17 protein-coding genes are annotated in these 17,921 nt (G+C 55.0%); 7 read left to right on the top strand and 10 right to left on the bottom strand.

Annotated features, from left to right (window positions below):
* Nucleotides 1-20: 20 nt before the first annotated feature.
* From QLG08_RS13040 to melR, 3 genes are all read right to left on the bottom strand, one after another.
* The gene (locus QLG08_RS13040; RefSeq protein WP_013027101.1) at nucleotides 21-347 is read right to left on the bottom strand and encodes a YggL family protein; all 327 of its coding nucleotides are present in this window, start codon (nucleotides 345-347) and stop codon (nucleotides 21-23) included.
* Nucleotides 347-1,066: a tRNA (guanosine(46)-N7)-methyltransferase TrmB gene (trmB, locus tag QLG08_RS13035; RefSeq protein WP_013027102.1), complete on the bottom strand. Its 720-nt coding sequence runs from the start codon at nucleotides 1,064-1,066 to the stop codon at nucleotides 347-349. Before trmB ends, QLG08_RS13040 begins: the two co-directional genes overlap by 1 nt.
* Nucleotides 1,067-1,264: 198 nt before the next feature.
* On the bottom strand, nucleotides 1,265-2,197 hold the full coding sequence (gene melR, locus QLG08_RS13030; RefSeq protein ID WP_029569116.1) for a transcriptional regulator MelR: 933 nt from the start codon (nucleotides 2,195-2,197) through the stop codon (nucleotides 1,265-1,267).
* A gap of 265 nt (nucleotides 2,198-2,462) precedes the next feature.
* Between melR and QLG08_RS13025 the strand changes: the two genes are divergently transcribed.
* The 5 genes from QLG08_RS13025 to mltC all read left to right on the top strand — a co-directional run bounded on the left by QLG08_RS13025 (nucleotide 2,463) and on the right by mltC (nucleotide 8,040).
* Nucleotides 2,463-3,818, top strand: a complete 1,356-nt coding sequence (locus tag QLG08_RS13025; protein ID WP_105091914.1) for an alpha-glucosidase/alpha-galactosidase — start codon at nucleotides 2,463-2,465, stop codon at nucleotides 3,816-3,818.
* A gap of 84 nt (nucleotides 3,819-3,902) precedes the next feature.
* Nucleotides 3,903-5,315, top strand: coding sequence for a melibiose:sodium transporter MelB (gene melB, locus QLG08_RS13020; RefSeq protein WP_072137168.1), 1,413 nt, complete (start codon nucleotides 3,903-3,905; stop codon nucleotides 5,313-5,315).
* A gap of 234 nt (nucleotides 5,316-5,549) precedes the next feature.
* Nucleotides 5,550-6,635: an A/G-specific adenine glycosylase gene (gene mutY / locus QLG08_RS13015; RefSeq protein WP_019104771.1), complete on the top strand. Its 1,086-nt coding sequence runs from the start codon at nucleotides 5,550-5,552 to the stop codon at nucleotides 6,633-6,635.
* A complete protein-coding gene (locus QLG08_RS13010) occupies nucleotides 6,635-6,907 on the top strand; it encodes an oxidative damage protection protein (protein ID WP_013027107.1) in 273 nt (90 codons plus the stop codon). The genes mutY and QLG08_RS13010 overlap by 1 nt, the downstream gene beginning before the upstream one ends.
* 53 nt (nucleotides 6,908-6,960) lie before the next feature.
* Nucleotides 6,961-8,040 (top strand): membrane-bound lytic murein transglycosylase MltC, encoded by a 1,080-nt coding sequence (gene mltC, locus QLG08_RS13005; protein ID WP_013027108.1) that lies wholly within the window; start codon nucleotides 6,961-6,963, stop codon nucleotides 8,038-8,040.
* A 930-nt stretch (nucleotides 8,041-8,970) separates the two neighbouring features.
* On the opposite strand, the gene QLG08_RS13000 is transcribed toward mltC, so the two are convergent.
* A complete protein-coding gene (locus tag QLG08_RS13000) occupies nucleotides 8,971-11,121 on the bottom strand; it encodes an ornithine decarboxylase (RefSeq protein ID WP_089517079.1) in 2,151 nt (716 codons plus the stop codon).
* Nucleotides 11,122-11,733: 612 nt separating this feature from the next.
* Between QLG08_RS13000 and QLG08_RS12995 the strand changes: the two genes are divergently transcribed.
* Complete coding sequence (locus tag QLG08_RS12995; protein WP_014594526.1) at nucleotides 11,734-12,717, top strand: MDR family oxidoreductase; 984 nt, start codon at nucleotides 11,734-11,736, stop codon at nucleotides 12,715-12,717.
* A gap of 623 nt (nucleotides 12,718-13,340) precedes the next feature.
* Nucleotides 13,341-13,634, top strand: a complete 294-nt coding sequence (locus QLG08_RS12990) for a SelT/SelW/SelH family protein (protein ID WP_013027111.1) — start codon at nucleotides 13,341-13,343, stop codon at nucleotides 13,632-13,634.
* 14 nt (nucleotides 13,635-13,648) lie between these two features.
* Here the strand turns inward: QLG08_RS12990 and QLG08_RS12985 are convergent, their stop codons facing one another.
* The 6 genes from QLG08_RS12985 to cydB form a co-directional block, all read right to left on the bottom strand.
* Nucleotides 13,649-14,179, bottom strand: coding sequence for a PadR family transcriptional regulator (locus QLG08_RS12985; protein ID WP_013027112.1), 531 nt, complete (start codon nucleotides 14,177-14,179; stop codon nucleotides 13,649-13,651).
* Nucleotides 14,180-14,262: 83 nt separating this feature from the next.
* Nucleotides 14,263-15,087, bottom strand: coding sequence for a siderophore-interacting protein (locus QLG08_RS12980; RefSeq protein WP_029569121.1), 825 nt, complete (start codon nucleotides 15,085-15,087; stop codon nucleotides 14,263-14,265).
* Between the two features lie 199 nt (nucleotides 15,088-15,286).
* The gene (locus QLG08_RS12975; protein WP_015699569.1) at nucleotides 15,287-15,481 is read right to left on the bottom strand and encodes a hypothetical protein; all 195 of its coding nucleotides are present in this window, start codon (nucleotides 15,479-15,481) and stop codon (nucleotides 15,287-15,289) included.
* Nucleotides 15,482-15,649: 168 nt separating this feature from the next.
* Entirely contained in the window at nucleotides 15,650-16,516 is an 867-nt protein-coding gene (locus QLG08_RS12970) for a helix-turn-helix domain-containing protein (RefSeq protein ID WP_013027114.1), read from the bottom strand.
* Between the two features lie 231 nt (nucleotides 16,517-16,747).
* Nucleotides 16,748-16,915 (bottom strand): DUF2474 domain-containing protein, encoded by a 168-nt coding sequence (locus QLG08_RS12965; RefSeq protein ID WP_013027115.1) that lies wholly within the window; start codon nucleotides 16,913-16,915, stop codon nucleotides 16,748-16,750.
* Between the two features lies 1 nt (nucleotide 16,916).
* Nucleotides 16,917-17,921, bottom strand: a complete 1,005-nt coding sequence (gene cydB / locus QLG08_RS12960) for a cytochrome d ubiquinol oxidase subunit II (protein WP_014605101.1) — start codon at nucleotides 17,919-17,921, stop codon at nucleotides 16,917-16,919.

Genomic DNA, 17,921 nt, shown 5'->3' with positions numbered 1-17,921 from the left:
AAAGCGACACTGCTGGTAACTTAGTCCCACCAGACGTCAAAGAGTTCGGTAACTTTCACATCCTGCAGCTTGCGGTCTTCCAGCCACTTGCGCACGAGTTCACGATGCTCATCGGTGCATTTACCGGTTTGCTGCAGGCAAATCAGCCCTTCCCACGCCAGATAACCGCTGCCATCGTAAGCCAGACCATTAGGATCGATCGCTTCGTTGATGAACTGGTTCAGGGTTTCATCGATGTCACTTTCAGACGTGCCTTCAGGAAAACGCCAGGCCACGGAAAAGCCCAGTTCCTGGAATTCATCGATATGTAATTTTTTACGTAAACGGCGGCTGCGTTGTGTGGCCATTATTTCACCCTCTCAAACATTAAATCCCATACGCCATGGCCTAAACGCTGCCCGCGCTGCTCAAATTTTGTCAATGGACGCGTTTCAGGACGCGGCACATAGGTGCTGTCTTCAGACAGGTTACGATAACCTGCGATGCTGCTCATGACCTCAAGCATATGTTCTGCATAAGCTTCCCAGTCGGTTGCCATATGGAATACGCCACCCAGCTTGAGCTTACGCATCACCAACTCGGCGAAAGGCACCTGCACGATACGGCGTTTATTGTGACGGGCTTTGTGCCACGGATCGGGAAAGAACAGCTGAACCATGCGCAGTGAGTTATCAGGGATCATCTTTTCCAGCACTTCAACCGCATCATGGCACATCACGCGCAGATTGCTGACGTCGGCTTCTTTCGCCGAGGCCAGGCAGGCACCTACGCCTGGCGCGTGCACTTCAATTCCCAGGAAGTTTTGGTGGGGAGTGTTTTGCGCCATGGTCACCAGCGAGGCCCCCATGCCAAAGCCGATCTCCAGCGTTACCGGGGCTTCGCGGCCAAACAGCGCGGGCAAATCTACGGGATCAGGCTGATATTCAACACCCATCTCTGGCCAGTAGTTATCCAGCGCCAACTGCTGGCCTTTGGTTAAGCGGCCCTGGCGGCGCACAAAACTGCGAATCCGACGCAACGGGCGTCCATTCTCATCAAATTCCGGGGTGATGACATCATTAATCATGTTGAAGCCTGCTGGTTTGCCTGTTCTGGGAAACGGGCATTATGCAAAGTTCAAAAGCAGAAGCAAGCCTTTGCCACGTTCTGCTTTATTCCTGCGTGCCCTGAAGCGCAATTTCCTGCCTGAGTGTAGAGTAAACCGCAAAAATTTCCTTGTTATGATGCCAGCCTGCAGGCAAAGACGGCCAACGCTATCGGAAACTTATAAAGACATTGTCTGCCGCCGCTGCTGGCTCAGCTTGCGGTACTGCTGAGGAGACATGCCAACATACCTGGCAAACGTGCTGTAAAAACGGCTGCTGGAGCGGAAACCGGCCGTCAGCGCCACATCCAGAACGGTGATATCGGTATCGCTCAGAAGCGCCCTGACATGATTGATCCGCATGGCCGTGATGTACTGTTTTAGCGTCAGCTGCATCACGCGCTGAAAAATGCCCATCGCATAATTCGCATTAAGTTTAACGTGTTCGGCCACGTCATTGATGGTTAAAGCCTGATCGTAGTTATCTGCGATAAACTCCAGCATCTGGCTGACATAAAACTGAGCATGGCGCGAAACGCTGTTCTTGTGCGTACGCGACGTTTTGTTCACCAGCACCGGCTGCCATCCCGACAGACTAAAGCGCTTAAGCATCAGACCAATCTCATCAACGGCAAGCTGGCGAATCTGTTCGTCGGGACTGTTCAGCTCCTGCTGCCAGCGCTGCACTTCAAACGCGCTGAGCTGCTGCTTCGCCACAGATTTAATCACCATGCCGTGGGTAACATGATTGATTAACTCCCTGTCGAGCGGCCAGGACAAAAACAGATGCATCGGCAGGTTCAGAATAGCCATGTTCTGGCAGCGTCCGGGACGGGTGAGTTGATGTGGCGTACAGGCCCAAAACAGGGTGATGTAACCCTGCTTGATCTGAACGACCTCGTTATTAATGAGGTACTCCACGTCACCGTCAAACGGCACATTCACCTCAACCTGACCGTGCCAGTGGCTGGTGGTCATGGCCAGCGGCGGACGCAGTTCGATATCCATGCGCTGATATTCAGAATAGAGCGACAGCGGGCTGCGGGTCTGCTTTTCATCGCTGCTGCACATATGCGGGTCGGGCGGAAGTGGTACGACAGGCTGCATAATCATCATTCCCTCTCCTGAATTATCAGAACCCTGCCATATCTGAACGGCTCAGGCCAGTATCAGAGGCGAGAAATGCGCGGTCAGCATGACGTTTTCGCCTGTTAGCACACCAGATACTCTTCTTTCCGTGCAAATTTGTCCCAAAAACACAGATCTGCTCGCCGCCAGCATCAGATCTGTGTTTTCGGGAATGCTCGTTCCGTAAGGCGGAAGTTTCTTGATGAATGGCGTGACATTCTGGCGTTATCCAACCTTGCAATGGAGCGTCCTGATGTCTGCACCCAAAATTACCTTTATTGGCGCGGGTTCCACTATTTTCGTCAAAAATATCCTTGGCGATGTCTTTCACCGCGATGCGCTGAAATCCGCCCATATCGCGTTGATGGATATTGATGCGACCCGGCTTGAAGAGTCCTTTACCGTGGTCAGTAAGCTGATGAGTTCGGCTGGTGCGGCCGGAAGAATCACCTGCCACACCGACCAGAAAGCGGCATTAGCGGATGCCGACTTTGTTGTGGTCGCGTTTCAGATAGGCGGCTATGAACCCTGTACCCTCACTGATTTTGCGGTGTGTAAGCGTTACGGTCTTGAGCAGACCATCGCCGACACGCTTGGCCCGGGCGGCATCATGCGTGCGCTGCGCACCATCCCGCACCTCTGGCAGATTTGTGAAGACATGACGGCAGTATGTCCTGATGCCACCATGCTTAATTACGTTAACCCCATGGCGATGAACACCTGGGCGATGTACGCGCGTTATCCGCATATCAAACAGGTTGGCCTGTGCCATTCCGTTCAGGGAACGGCGGAAGAGCTGGCTTACGATCTCAATCTTAACCCGGCCGATTTACGTTACCGCTCTGCCGGCATCAACCACATGGCCTTTTACCTGGAGCTGGAGCGTAAAACTGCAGACGGGGCTTACGTGAATCTCTACCCGGAACTGCTTGCCGCTTTTGACGCCGGGCAGGTACCGAAACCCAACATGCATGGCAATACGCGCTGTCCCAACATTGTGCGCTATGAGATGTTCAAAAAACTGGGCTATTTCGTCACCGAGTCTTCAGAACATTTTGCAGAATATACGCCCTGGTTTATCAAGCCGGGACGAGAGGATCTGATTGCGCGCTACCAGATCCCGCTGGATGAGTATCCCAAACGCTGCGTCGAGCAGCTGGATAACTGGCGTACCGAGCTTGAACATTACAAGCGCGCTGAGCGTATTGAAAGCAAACCCTCGCGCGAATATGCCAGCGCCATTATGAATGCCATCTGGACAGGTGAACCGGCCGTGATTTACGGCAACGTGCGTAACGATGCATTAATCGACAACCTGCCGCAGGGATGCTGTGTTGAGGTCGCCTGCCTGGTGGACGCCAACGGGATTCAGCCTACGAAGGTGGGAACCCTGCCCTCACATCTGGCAGCCATGATGCAAACCAATATCAACGTGCAGACGCTGCTGACCGAAGCCATCCTGACCGAAAACCCTGACCGGGTTTACCACGCGGCCATGCTGGATCCCCATACGGCGGCGGTGCTGGGCATCGAGGAGATTTATGCGCTGGTGGATGAGCTGATCGCCGAACACGGGGACTGGCTGCCCGCCTGGCTGCACAAATAATGCCTGTGTCTCCGGGCGTGCTGTCCGGCTGCGGCTCTATTCCTTAACAGAAGGCGGGCGCTGGCAACAGCGTCCCGGTACCCGATGAGCATTTCAATAACGACAAAACTCAGCTATGGATTCGGCGCATTTGGGAAAGATTTTGCTATTGGCATTGTTTATATGTACCTGATGTATTACTACACCGACGTGGTGGGTTTGTCGGTTGGCCTCGTCGGTACGCTGTTTTTAGTGGCCAGGATCTGGGACGCAATAAACGATCCGATCATGGGCTGGATCGTAAATGCCACGCGATCGCGCTGGGGGAAATTCAAACCCTGGATTTTTGCAGGCACGCTGGCAAACTCGCTGGTGCTGTTCCTGTTGTTTAGCGCCCATCTGTTTGAAGGCACCACGCAGGTTATTTATGTCTGTGTGACGTATATCTTGTGGGGCATGACCTACACCATTATGGATATTCCGTTCTGGTCGCTGGTGCCTACCATCACGCTGGACAAGCGCGAACGTGAACAGCTGGTTCCCTGGCCACGCTTTTTCGCCAGCCTTGCCGGGTTCGTTACCGCAGGCCTGGCCCTGCCCTTTGTCAGTTATGTTGGCGGCGACAATCGTGGCTTAGGCTTCCAGATGTTTACCCTAGTGTTAATCGCCTTTTTTATCGTCTCCATGTTAGTCACGCTGCGAAACGTGCATGAAGTCTATTCGTCCACCCGCGACGAAACCTCAGGCAGTGACCGCCTGGGGCTAAAAGCCATTGTTGCCCTCATTTACCGTAACGATCAGCTTTCCTGCCTGCTGGGAATGGCGCTGGCTTACAACATCGCGGCTAACATCATTACCGGCTTTGCCATTTACTATTTCACCTACGTCATCGGCGATGCCGGGCTGTTTCCCTACTACCTCTCTTATGCAGGCGCGGCAAACCTCGTCACGTTAATCCTGTTCCCGAAACTGGTAAACATCCTGTCGCGCCGCATTCTGTGGGCGGGCGCGTCCGCGCTGCCGATACTGAGCTGTGGCGTGCTGTTCGCTATGGCACTGGCAGGCTATCACTCAACGCTGCTGATTGTGGTGGCCGGCATCCTGTTAAACACCGGTACCGCGCTTTTCTGGGTGCTCCAGGTCATTATGGTGGCGGACACCGTTGATTACGGCGAATACAAGCTGCACGTGCGCTGCGAGAGCATCGCCTATTCAGTGCAGACGATGGTGGTGAAAGGCGGCTCCGCCTTTGCCGCTTTCTTTATCGCCGTGGTGCTGGGCATGATTGGCTATATGCCCAATATCGTACAGTCGCAGGAAACCCTTGCAGGCATGCAATTTATTATGATTGCGCTGCCGGCTGTGTTTTTTATGCTGACGCTACTGCTCTATTTCCGCTTCTATAAGCTGAACGGCGATATGCTGCGGAAAATCCAGATCCATCTGCTCGATAAATACCGTAAACCGCAAGAGCCAGAAACCCTCCCGCTCAGGATGCAAGACAAGATCAACGTCTGACCAGTAAAAGCCCTTTGCGGGCTTCTGTGAAAGGTGTCGCGGGCCGGATTCACATCGTCTGGCCTGCTACTGTCTCCCGGCGGCTCCCGATATTGTCAGGCCCGGCACGACGCTGCCGCACGGGACAGACAGGCCGGTATGAAACAGGCCTTTTCAATCTTCCGGTTTACTCTCACTGGCGCTTATGCTGGAATTCCTGCCCGAATATCGCGTAATCACGGAAATATCCTTTTTATGATGCAAGCCCCGCAGTTCGCGCAACAGGTGCTGGACTGGTATCAGCGCTTTGGCCGCAAAACCCTGCCGTGGCAGCTGGAAAAAACACCCTACAAGGTGTGGCTGTCCGAAGTCATGTTGCAGCAAACTCAGGTTGCCACGGTTATCCCCTATTTTGAGCGCTTCATGGCGCGGTTTCCTGACGTCAGCGATCTGGCCGCCGCGCCCCTGGATGAGGTGCTGCATCTCTGGACCGGTCTGGGCTATTACGCCCGTGCGCGCAACCTGCATAAAGCGGCAAAACAGGTGGTGGACCTTCATGGCGGTGAGTTTCCCCGCCACTATGATGAGGTCGCCGCTTTACCCGGCGTTGGCCGATCCACCGCTGGCGCGATTTTATCTCTGTCGCTGGGTCTGCATTTCCCTATTCTCGATGGCAACGTTAAACGGGTTTTAGCGCGTTGCTACGCGGTAGGCGGCTGGCCGGGTAAGAAGGATGTGGAAAAGCGGCTCTGGCAAATCAGCGAAGAGGTCACGCCTGCTCAAGGCGTCAGCCAGTTTAACCAGGCGATGATGGATCTGGGCGCCATGGTGTGCACGCGATCCAGACCAAAATGCGACATCTGCCCGCTCAACAGCGGATGCGAAGCAAGGGCTAACAACAGCTGGGCCAGCTATCCGGGTAAAAAGCCGAAGCAGACGTTGCCGGAACGCAGCGGTTGGTTTTTGATGATGCAACATGGCGACAAGGTCTGGCTGGAGCAGCGTCCGCCGGTGGGCCTGTGGGGCGGTTTATTCTGCTTCCCGCAATTCACCACTGAAGAGGCGATGACCGACTGGCTGCATGCGCGCGGCATTCACGCCAAACCCCAGCAGCTTACGGCATTTCGTCATACCTTTAGCCATTTCCATCTGGATATTGTCCCAATGTGGCTGTCATGGCCTTCTGCCGGGGCATTAATGGATGAAGCTGGCGGTCTCTGGTATAACTTAACGCTGCCGCCGCCTGTGGGATTAGCCGCACCTGTAGAGCGTCTTTTGCACGAACTGCGCCATCCCCAGCAGTTGCCTTTAGGCAGCTGTGAGATTAACGAGGAAGAATAATGAGCCGCACTATTTTTTGTACTTTTTTACAACGTGATGCTGAAGGGCAAGATTTCCAACTCTACCCTGGCGATCTGGGAAAACGCATTTACAATGAAATCTCGAAAGAAGCCTGGCAGCAATGGATGGCTAAGCAGACGATGCTGATCAACGAGAAAAAACTCAACATGATGAACCCCGAAGATCGCAAAGTGCTGGAAAAGGAAATGATTAACTTCCTGTTCGAAGGCAAAGACGTTCACATTGAAGGCTATACGCCACCCGAAGCATAACTTTTTTTGGCCTCAGTACTGGGGCCGTTTTCCAGGTCAGGCACGTATTTTAGATGAATAAAAAGCTGATAGCCCTGCTGGTGATTGCACCCCTTTTAGTTTCCTGTTCCGGCAAAAAGAACCCGACCTATTCAGAAGAGTGGGTGAAGGACACCAACGGATTTGACATCCTGATGGGGCAGTTCGCCCATAACATTGAGAACATCTGGGGTATCAATGAGGTTCTGATTGCCGGACCGAAAGACTACGTCAAATACACCGACAACTATTACACCCGCAGCCATATCAACTTTGAAAGCGGTAACATCACGATTGAGACCATTTCCGGTACCGATCCCGCTGCCAGCCTGCGTCAGGCGATCGTGACCACCTTGCTGATCGGCGACGATCCGGGCAATGTCGATCTTTATTCTGATGTCAACGATATCCAAATCAGTAAAGAACCGCTGCTTTACGGACAGGTACTGGATAACACCGGGCAGGCCATCCGCTGGCAGGGCCGCGCTCAGGCGTTTGCGGACTATTTGATTGCGAATAAACTGCAGCGTCGCAATTCCGGCCTGCACGTAATCTACTCGGTTACCATACCGATGGTGCCGAACCATCTTGATAAGCGTGCGCATAAATATCTGCCGATGGTGCGCAAGGCTGCTGAGCAATATGGTGTTGATGCGTCTCTGATCCTCGCGATTATGCAGACCGAATCCAGTTTTAACCCCTACGCCGTCAGCCATTCTGACGCACTGGGTTTAATGCAGGTGGTACAGCATACTGCGGGCGTCGATGTATTCCGTATGAAGGGTAAATGGGGCAAACCAAGCCGCAGCTACCTGCTGGATCCCGAGAACAACATTGATGCCGGTACGGCTTACCTGTCATTGCTGCAGCGCAGCTATCTGGCAGGCATTCAGGATCCGCTGTCGCGTCGCTACGCGGTCATTACCGCCTATAACGGCGGTGCAGGCAGCGTGCTGCGCGTGTTCTCCAGCGATAAGGATCGTGCGGTCACTATCATTAACGGCATGTCACCCAGTCAGGTTTATCAGACGCTGTCTAAACAGCATCCGTCTGCGGAATCGCGGCGTTATTTGTATAAGGTGAGCTCGGCGCAGCGGAGCTACCATCGGTATTGATGGCGAAGGGTTTCCCCTGGCGGGGGATTGCTGGCGCGGAGAGGTTTTTGCGCGCAAGGCGCTGGGGTTCTGCCCTCTGGCTCTGAGAGGGTTCCGCCCGCCAGGCGATGGGATTCTGTCCTCTGCTTCTGATAAGGTTCCGCCCGCCAGGCGATGGGCAGTTTCAGCCTGCCCGTGCAGGCGGACGTGTTAAGGGGCTTACGCCAGCCCCTTAACAATCCCGGCGCCCGGCAGCCGTCGCTGTTCCTTCGTCACTCACTGCGGCCTGACGGGCCGGCCGGATGCGCCTTCCCTGGCGCAGCCGTCCTCTGCGCGGCATCCCTGCCGCTCCGCCCTGGCCTTCATTCTTTCCTCAGCGCTCCGGATGCCTCCTGAAAACCCACGCCTGTAAGATCGAATGTTTTCCCGGAAGACTGGCTTCGCCTGTTGTTAACATGTGCGATCAGAACTGAAGACTGGAAAGCCTGAAGAAACAGAAACAGATGAACCGTAATGAGCCAGAAGGCTTTTCCTGCATCTGAAGCGGCAACGCGGTTTGTTTTACTACAGATATCGAAGCGGGGGTTTTGGGCGGCCTTCCCGACCGCTGAGCGGATGAGGGATTTCCGGATGAGCCGACAGGACGTCGGCGAGAGCCGGGCCGCGCCAGGGATGGCGCGTCCTGGCGGTCCGGCAGAAATCCTGAAGCAGCGAAGGGACCGCGCAGCGGCGGGTGGGCAGGACGGGAGCCCGGGGTCAAGGGGCCGCGGCGGCTGGCGGCCCCTTGTCGGTCGCCCGCAGGGGCAAACTGAAACTCCCTGCCGCCTGGCGAGCGAAACTTTCTCGGAGTCATTAACTGAAAGCTTCGCGAAACACCAAACCGCAGGCACAAACCGATACCTTCTCAGCGCTAACAGTTAAGCTCTATGAGCTATCCAGGCGACAGCCCCCTCAACCCACCATCATATTCGCCACCAGATACTTACGTCCGTCAGCGCCTTCCTCGGTGTAAACCCCTTGCAGCTCCGGCGAAAAACCGGGCAGTTGATTGATGCCCGCTTCCAGCGCCAGAAAATAGCGCTGTACCGCCCCGCCCCATGTTTCGCCCGGAACCACACAAAGGACGCCCGGTGGATAAGGCAGAGCGCCTTCCGCCGCGATGCGACCTTCTGCCGTTGCAATAGGTACCAGTTCGACTTCGCCACGAATGTAAGCCTGATGCGCATCCTGTGGGTTCACCTTAACCTGCGGCAGCCCCTGTTCGCGGAACATCATGCGCTGCAGGTCTTTTACGTTATAGCTTACGTACAGGTCGTGCATCTCCTGACACAGACGGCGCAAGGTATAACCCGCATAGCGTTTAGCGTTTTTGCGGTACAGCGTCGGCAACACTTCGGCCAGCAGCGTATCGTCTTTTACATGCTGCTCGAACTGCGCCAGCATCGCCACCAGCATCGCCATTTTTTCCGGACTTTCGGCTGGAGTCAGCAGGAACAGAATAGAATTGAGATCGCATTTTTCCGGCACGATGCCGTTTTCACGCAGGTAATTCGCCAGAATGGTCGCCGGGATGCCAAACTCAGCATATTCACCGCTGGCGGCGTCAATGCCTGGCGTGGTCAGCAACAGCTTGCAGGGATCGACACGGTACTGATCGCGATCGTATCCGGCAAAACCGTGCCATTTAGCGTTGGGTTCAAAGCTGAAATACTGCAGATCGCGAGCGATCGCTTCCGTTGGTGCATCCTGCCAGCGCTGGCCGTTTACCCTTTCCGGCACGAAAGGCAGGATCATGTCACAACGATCAAAGATCGCTTTACGTGCCTCGATCCCCAGCATCACGCACTCATCCCACATGCGGCGTCCCGCCTCGCCCTGATGCATTTTGGCGTTAATATCCAGCGCGGCAAACAGCGGATAGAACGGGCTGGTTGAAGCGTGCAGCATGAACGCGTTATTCAGGCGCTTATGCGGGCAGAAACGCTTTTGCCCACGAATATGGTTATCTTTCTTGTGGATCTGCGAGGTCTGCGAAAAGCCCGCCAGCTGCTTGTGCACTGACTGGGTAACAAAAATGCCGGGATCGTTTTCGTTCAACTCCAGCGTCAGTGGAGAACAGCCTTCCATCAGCGGAATAAACTGCTCATAGCCCAGCCAGGCCGAGTCAAACAGAATGTAGTCACACAGATGCCCAATGCGATCCACCACCTGCCGCGCGTTGTATACCGTGCCGTCGTAGGTGCCCAACTGGATAATCGCCAGCCGGAAGGGACGCGCCTCGTTAGCCCTTTCAGGTGCCACTTTCTTGATCTGTTCGCGCAGGTAGCCATCATCGAAACAGTGCGCATCAATGCCGCCGATGAAGCCAAACGGATTACGGGCCGCTTCAAGGTAAACCGGCGTCGCGCCCGCCTGAATCAGCGCACCATGATGGTTGGACTTGTGATTATTGCGGTCAAACAGCACTAAATCACCGCGCGTCAGCAGCGCATTGGTGACCACTTTGTTCGCGCTTGACGTGCCATTTAACACAAAGTAGGTTTTATCCGCGTTAAACACTCTGGCGGCAAACTTTTGCGCATGCTTAGCCGACCCCTCGTGAATCAGCAGGTCGCCCAGCTTGACGTCAGCGTTACACATGTCCGAACGAAAAACGTTCTCGCCATAGAAATCAAAAAATTGCTTACCCGCTGGGTGCTTTTTGAAAAATGCGCCGCCCTGATGGCCAGGACAGGCAAAGGTGCTGTTCTGCATATCAACATAGCGGGTCAGCGTTTCAAAAAACGGGGGCAGCAGCGCGGCTTCATAAGCCTGAGCCGCCGCTTCCAGCGCTACCCAGTCCTGCGGCTCGCCATTCAGTTCGCCGGTCACGCCGGGCAGGTGCATCACCTCTTCTTCAAAGGCATTAGCAACGAACACCGGTAAATTAAAACCCGTGTGGCGTAACAACGCCAGCACGCCACTGCGCGTATCAGCCAGCGAGACGACAACAGCCGCCACATCGGTAAAATCAGTATTATCCAGCGTGACCACGTCGCGCGCAGTATTCAGGGTCAGGTTAGGCGCAACAGCAGCGCTGGCAGCAATTTTCAGTGGTGTCATAACACAAATCCCTAACAGTCAGGGAGTGGGTGCCTGAGGCACGGCAATGGGGAAATTTCCCCGGCGAATAATGTCTGACGCGATAAACCGATAGACATCAGTAAAGAGTAGTCCTTACTCATGTCCAACAGCAGCGGCCCGGTTGGCCTCACCGCATAGTGAACGATGTGTGTGTAACTGACATGACGAAGAACAGATCGCGCGCGAATTCAGGCGAGTGGGGACACGTGCAGTTGCACATTGAACCGGACATGGCAGCGTCCTCTGTTATCGGGCGGTGGCGAGAAAAAAGTGGCCGTCATAATGTCATTTTTTATCCGCAGGAACAACCCGACAACTTTAAATATCAGGTCAATAAATGAAAAATATAAAACCATTAAATATCAAAAACTTATAAAAATAAACCTGTGAATAACCGCTTAAGTTTCTGTTATTTATGCGCAATTATGCATTTTTCAGCACGCTGGCAGTCGCTCCTACATTGCCACTGAAATCGCCACTGAAATGCCTCAGGTTTGCGGCAAGCCTCGCACTTGTCGGGCCAGTGCCCTACCCTAATCGACGCATCGGGCGTAAACTTGCCTGATTATTCTTACGCCTGACGGAGGATACATGTTTAAGGCAATGGTCATTGATAAGGACGAACAAGGTTACCGCTCTCAGCTAAAAGAACTCTCCGAAACACAATTACCCGATGAAGACGTCACCCTCGACGTCAGCTATTCCACCCTCAACTACAAAGACGCGCTGGCCATCTGCAATAAAGGGCCGATTGTGCGCCAGTTTCCAATGGTGCCGGGCATTGACTTTGTGGGACGGGTCACAGCAAGTCGCCATCCCGACTGGAAACAAGGCGATGCGGCGCTGCTCACCGGCTGGGGCGTCGGGGAAAAACACTGGGGCGGGCTGGCTCAGAAAGCCAGCGTGCCTGGCGACTGGCTGGTAGCCGTGCCTGAAACGCTAACTCCGTTGAATACCATGGCCATCGGAACGGCGGGCTTTACCGCCATGCTGTGCGTGCTGGCACTCGAAAAACAAGGCATTACGCCTGCCAGCGGCCCGGTTTTGGTGACCGGGGCCAGCGGAGGCGTTGGCAGCTTCAGCGTCTCTCTGCTGGCAAAACTGGGCTATAACGTCATCGCCTCCAGCGGGCGAGCCAGCGATGAAGACTATTTAAAAACCACCCTGGGCGCAGCCGAAGTGATAGATCGCGACGAGCTGGCTCAACCGGGTAAACCCCTCGGGAAAGAGCGCTGGGCCGCCGCCATCGACAGCGTCGGTAGCCATACGCTGAGCAACGTGCTGGCCGGCACCCAGCGTGACGGCGTGGTCGCGGCCTGTGGTATGGCACAAGGCCTGGATCTGCCCGGTAGTGTCGCGCCCTTCATTCTGCGCGGTGTGACACTGGCTGGCGTAGACAGCGTGATGTGCCCTAAACCGCTGCGCCAGCAGGCCTGGCAGCGGCTGGGGCAGCTTCTGGATGACGCGTTACTGAACCAGATAACAACGGTCATTCCATTGCGTGACGTGCACCAGGGCGCACAGGATCTGCTGGATGGCAAAGTTCGGGGCCGTCTGGTGGTTGACTGCGCTTAACGTTCGCCTTCCGCCAGGGGCGACGAAGGCGGGCGCATCAGTCATTCGCTTAGTTCCTGAATTGCCCCGCTCGCCCCTTCCCTTACCACTTCTGGCTGCCGGGAAAGTGCTGCCAGCGGGCGATAACTTCACCTGCTGGCAATGCCCGGCTCATCCAGACTGAGCCTACGGGCGGGCTATCTTCCCCGCCCGCAGGCTCGCATTACTGCTGACAAGCCTGGCTCATGGGCTTACCTGAGCATCCTGAGCATCCCGAGCATCCCGAGCATCCCGAGCATCCCGAGCGTCCCGAGCGTCCCGAGGCATCTTACAGAGGGCCTCCTGACTTACCGCCATCTGTTTTTTTAGGGCTTCCCACTCACGTCAGACAGCCTTACCCCGGCCCCTTCGCTGTCGGTTCCGGAGCCGCTAATTTGATGTTTTATCAGAATAAACGCAGGGGCACACCGGTACCGTTTCGGCCAGCGATGCGGTAAGGTTTGCGCTGCTGTCTGCCACGGGTGAGGATTCGCGTCAGGGTTAGCAACGTATAAAGAAAACAGAAAACCCATGCGAAAAGCCCGGCCGGCATGCTTGCGGCCCCTGCTGGCCTGAGCGTTAATTAATGATAAAGAGAGGGAAAGATGCAAAAACCCGTGGTCGTCATTCACTATTGTACCCAATGTAACTGGCTGCTGCGCTCCGCGTGGATGGCACAGGAACTGTTACAGACCTTCGCACAGGATCTCGCCAGCGTGACGTTGCGTCCCGGCACCGGCGGCGTATTTGAAATCACCCTGGATGAACATCTGCTGTGGGAGCGCAAGCGCGATGGCGGATTCCCGGATGCTCAGGCACTCAAGCAGCGGGTAAGGGATATTTGTTTTCCGGAGCGTTCGCTAGGGCATATCGATAAAAACCGATCGGACGACAGCTGATCGTCCACGTCAGATTAACTGCGGCTGATATCCTCTGCCGCAGTCATCAGAGCAGCGACGATTGTTTGCCGGGTTTCATCGGTAATGTCCTGCTGCGCCAGACGCGTGTTCAGGGCAGTTTTAAAATGATCGATCGCCTGCTCAATTTCAGGAATGCTGCGGTTGTTGACCAGCACTGCCAAAGACGATAACCGGTCGATGAGACCTGACAGCGGCTGTGCATCGTGCTTTAGCATGGCCTGCCCCGTTTCGGTGAGCACGTAAGCCTTACGTGCAGCCTGAGGGTCACTGATGTGAATAGCCCCCATCTCCTCCAGCCATGTCAGATTCGGGTAAATGATGCCTGGACTGGGCGAATACTCGCCCTTTGACAGGTCTTCAATGCATTTAATCAGCTCATAGCCATGTGTCGCGCGCTGCGAGATAAAATGCAGCATCAGCAGACGGATCTCGCTGGCATCAAGCATTTTCTCACGGCGCTTGCGCCGTCCACTGCAGGGCGCATCGCGGTTATCTTGCCCTGAACGTGCCGAATCCATTTTCATTATCTGCCTGAGTCAGTGGAAAGAGCCTGATGGTAGTGGGCCATCAGGCGAAATTCAATCAACGGCAGGTCACTTAAATTCAGTTAACGAACGGCAGCGGGTTTTTGATGCCAGTAGGCCACGGCGCGCACCAGGTCAGCGTCAACCCCGCGCTGTGTGGTGAAATAGTCACACAGCTGTTTTACGAACTGCCCTTCTCCGGCCAGCCAGATAAAAGCGTCGTGCTGCGGAATCGCGATCCTGTCCAGCGCGGCCGTCAAATGTGGTAAATCCGCCATCGTCATCTTGCCGCTGCCAAGCCAGTTAACAGAGGCATTGCCGGTATCGCCCAGGTAGGCTTGTCCGGTCACCTCATCAGCACAGGCAAACAGATGCAGCGCCTGAGCCTCCACACTACTGCTACGCCGCCTGAAAGCAGGCAACCCGGTTTCGTCACAGACGTAAAGCTGAAAAGCATAATCCGTTGGCACCAGCAGAGAGCCACGCGGCCCACCAATGATCAATCTGTCACCCGGCTGTGCCTGGGATGCCCAGTCGCTGGCAACACCGCTGTCGTGGATATAAAAATCCAGCGTCAGCGATGACGCACCATCAAACGCCAGCGGCGTATAGTCGCGCGCGACAGGGCGCAATCCGCCTTGCCACTGAATACCGTCATCGTTGATCGTCGGCAGTGCCAGCGGCGCGCCGTCAGCAGGGGGAAAGAAGACCTTAATGTGATCGTCAAAACCGGGAGAATGAAACCCCTTCAGATCGTCGCCCGTGAAGACAATGCGCCAAAACGTCCCGGCAATTCGGGTTTTCTCGGCGACGTGGATAGCGCGGAAGCGCAGTTCGTTACGCACGCGTTCAGGTAAGCGGCGGGAATAAGATGTAGGCACGAGGACTCTCCGTAAACGCGGCTGCATGCAAAGAAGCTGTTTTCGCGCCGCTTAAGTAAATAGAAATCATTCTCATATAAACCCGCTAAGAATAGCCATGATATATCTTAAGAACAATGACTAAAAATGCGATACGTTGTGAAAAAACACGGACAAAAAGGAAGGAAGCACAGAAAACGAAAAAGGCGCTCAGGCGCCTTTTAAGGGGATAGCGGTAATAACGTGGTTACCGCGCCGGGTTTTGTCCACTGCCTTGCGGCAGGGAGCTGTCACCGAGTATCTCGCTATGCGTCCCCTGCGATCCAGGATGTAACCCTGTGGGCACATTGGCAGGATCGGTCAGTTGTGCGGCAGCCAACGTTGGGGCCGCACACAGCGCGATAGCCAGCAGCATCGCTGATATCTGAGAGATTTTAATCATGTGTTTTAGCCTGATAAGGCGTAGAAAGCAGGTGAATATTCCAGCCCTGAGAAATAAAAGCCGTGGTAATGGCGCCTCTGTGAGCTTCAGGAAGAATTTTACGCCTGCACAGCTAATCCGCTTATAAAATCGTGCGCTTTATCACATTATGGCGCACGTTATGTGCATTCAGCCCTGGGTCACCGGGATGAAAAATACGCCTTCGATTCTGTCCTGCGTGCTTCGGGCCAAGTCCAGACACAGTAAATCCATCCCCGGCCGACAGGCTACGCCCAGCTTAGGCAAATGCAGATAATAAATGTCTGCGATGAAGCGCGTAAGCTGGTCCGGCGACCCGCTCCACGCGAGGCTGGCGTAGAGGCCTGGCGCAATGGTACGAACCGGCAGGGCGGAATGTGCATCAGCCGTTTGCTGTGCTTCCAGGCCACGAAACAGGCTAATATGCTGCTGCTCGACAGAGCCGTTTCCCGGCCCGTACTGGAACCCCAGCCAGCCCTGCGCAGCCCCGTGACGGGCGCGAACAACCTGGCGCACCTGCTCAGCAACGCGATGATGGCGGTCGCTTATATAGTCGCCATAGCGGCACTCCCACTCCAGTGTCTCACCCTGTAGCTGAAGGGCTTCTTCACGTATAACCAGCACCGCCTGCTTGACTGGTGCGCGCTGCGCAATGCGGCCGTGAAAATGGCGCACAGGTAAGACTCTGTGGCGACGGAAGGCGCCCGGCGTCATCATAAAGTGGTTTTTAAAGACCCGGTTAAAATTCTGCTGATTTTCGAAGCCGAAGCGCACCGCAACATCAATCAACGGCATCCGGGTCAGCCGCAGCGCCATGGCGGCGAGAGTCAGGCGTCGTTTTCGGGTATAGGCCGCCAGGGTTTGCCCGGTCATCTCTTTAAACAAACGCTGCATATGCCATTTGGAGTAGCCAGACTTGAGGGTAATCTGGTCGATATTGATGTCGTTGGTGAGATTGGCCTCAATCCAGTCGACTAAATCATTAATATGCTGTTTTTTTATGGTTTGACTTAGCATTGATGTATGAACAGAAAACAGAAGGGAAATTCGTCATAAAAGAGTAACAAAAAGCCTTAGGGATTGTAATGAAGCACCGGGTAAACGAGAGGGTGGAAAGGCAAAAAGCGCATTAATTGCCTGGGTTACTATTTAAAAAGCCAGCCCGAAGGCTGGCTGAGTAGACAGGCAGAGTGCAGCCTGGCGTAAAGCGCGCGTACTGCGGTTAAGAAACGTACGGAGAAGAAATCCTCAGTGGCTTCGCATACCGGCGGCGGTCATCATCATTCTGAACAGCGTGGCCACCACACCGAGCGCCAGCACACTTGCCCCATAGATGACCACCAGCCACAGCACACGTTTCCACCACGGCGACCGGGTTTCATTCTGACGTTCTTTGCTGTCGACCTGGGTTTGCATATCAATGGTATCCTTCGTCTGCTTTGATTTTTCCGCGGAACACGTAGTAGCTCCAGAAGGTGTAGCCCAGGATCATCGGGATAATCAGCAGGCTACCCACCAGCATAAAGGCCTGGCTCTGAGGCGGTGACGCCGCCTGCCAGATCGATACCGATGGCGGAATAATATTCGGCCAGATACTGATACCCAGACCTGAGAAGCCCAGGAAAATCAGCGCTAAGGTGAGAAGGAAAGGCGAATAGTGCGCCTCACGCTTGATCGCCCTTCTCAGCCCCCAGGCACTCAGCACGACCAGGACTGGCACCGGCAGGAACCAGAACAGATTAGGCATGCTGAACCAGCGATGCGAAATATTCTCATGCGTAAACGGCGTCCAGATGCTGATCACGCCGATAATCACCAGCAGCGCGATAAGCAACGGCGTTGCCAGAGCGGACATCTTGCGATGCAGCTCATGCTCGGTTTTCATAATGAGCCAGGTACAGCCCAGAAGTGCATAGGCCACCACCAGTCCTACGCCGCAGAACAGCGGGAACGGCGCCAGCCAGTCCAGTGTGGAACCGGCGAAGCTACGACCTGATACCGGAATGCCATCCAGCATGGCACCCACCGCAACCCCCTGGCTGAAGGTTGCCAGCAGCGAACCGGCGATAAACGACTTGTCCCAGAACGCCCGGTGATGCTCCACGGCCTTGAAGCGGAACTCAAATGCCACGCCGCGAAATATCAGCCCAATCAGCATCGCGGTCAGCGGAATGGAAAGCGCATCCGCAATCACCGCATAGGCCAGTGGGAAAGCGCCATACAGGCCCGCACCGCCGAGCACCAGCCAGGTTTCATTACCATCCCAGACCGGCGCAACGGTATTCACCATCATGTCGCGCTCACCTGCATCCTTATTAAAGGGAAACAGCAGGCCGATGCCCAGGTCGAAACCGTCCATCACGATATACATCAGAACAGCAAAGACAATAATCGCGAACCAGATAACAGAGTAATCAACCAT

Origin of the sequence: Pantoea sp. V106_11 (assembly GCF_029967885.1) — a bacterium.
In the GTDB taxonomy this organism is placed as follows: Bacteria; Pseudomonadota; Gammaproteobacteria; order Enterobacterales; family Enterobacteriaceae; genus Pantoea; species Pantoea ananatis.
Note: the sequence above shows the minus strand (reverse complement) of the source record. Positions and strands in the feature narration are given on the sequence as shown.

Excerpts from the sequence above, each read along its gene's own strand:
- QLG08_RS12980 (WP_029569121.1), bottom strand. The coding sequence starts at position 15,087 with ATGCAGCCGCGTTTACGGAGAGTCCTCGTGCCTACATCTTATTCCCGC.
- QLG08_RS13010 (WP_013027107.1), top strand. The coding sequence starts at position 6,635 with ATGAGCCGCACTATTTTTTGTACTTTTTTACAACGTGATGCTGAAGGG.
- mutY (WP_019104771.1), top strand. The coding sequence starts at position 5,550 with ATGATGCAAGCCCCGCAGTTCGCGCAACAGGTGCTGGACTGGTATCAG.
- QLG08_RS12970 (WP_013027114.1), bottom strand. The coding sequence starts at position 16,516 with ATGCTAAGTCAAACCATAAAAAAACAGCATATTAATGATTTAGTCGAC.
- QLG08_RS12995 (WP_014594526.1), top strand. The coding sequence starts at position 11,734 with ATGTTTAAGGCAATGGTCATTGATAAGGACGAACAAGGTTACCGCTCT.
- QLG08_RS13040 (WP_013027101.1), bottom strand. The coding sequence starts at position 347 with ATGGCCACACAACGCAGCCGCCGTTTACGTAAAAAATTACATATCGAT.
- QLG08_RS12985 (WP_013027112.1), bottom strand. The coding sequence starts at position 14,179 with ATGAAAATGGATTCGGCACGTTCAGGGCAAGATAACCGCGATGCGCCC.
- mltC (WP_013027108.1), top strand. The coding sequence starts at position 6,961 with ATGAATAAAAAGCTGATAGCCCTGCTGGTGATTGCACCCCTTTTAGTT.
- melR (WP_029569116.1), bottom strand. The coding sequence starts at position 2,197 with ATGATTATGCAGCCTGTCGTACCACTTCCGCCCGACCCGCATATGTGC.
- QLG08_RS12975 (WP_015699569.1), bottom strand. The coding sequence starts at position 15,481 with ATGATTAAAATCTCTCAGATATCAGCGATGCTGCTGGCTATCGCGCTG.
- QLG08_RS12990 (WP_013027111.1), top strand. The coding sequence starts at position 13,341 with ATGCAAAAACCCGTGGTCGTCATTCACTATTGTACCCAATGTAACTGG.
- QLG08_RS13000 (WP_089517079.1), bottom strand. The coding sequence starts at position 11,121 with ATGACACCACTGAAAATTGCTGCCAGCGCTGCTGTTGCGCCTAACCTG.
- QLG08_RS12965 (WP_013027115.1), bottom strand. The coding sequence starts at position 16,915 with ATGCAAACCCAGGTCGACAGCAAAGAACGTCAGAATGAAACCCGGTCG.
- cydB (WP_014605101.1), bottom strand. The coding sequence starts at position 17,921 with ATGGTTGATTACTCTGTTATCTGGTTCGCGATTATTGTCTTTGCTGTT.
- melB (WP_072137168.1), top strand. The coding sequence starts at position 3,903 with ATGAGCATTTCAATAACGACAAAACTCAGCTATGGATTCGGCGCATTT.
- trmB (WP_013027102.1), bottom strand. The coding sequence starts at position 1,066 with ATGATTAATGATGTCATCACCCCGGAATTTGATGAGAATGGACGCCCG.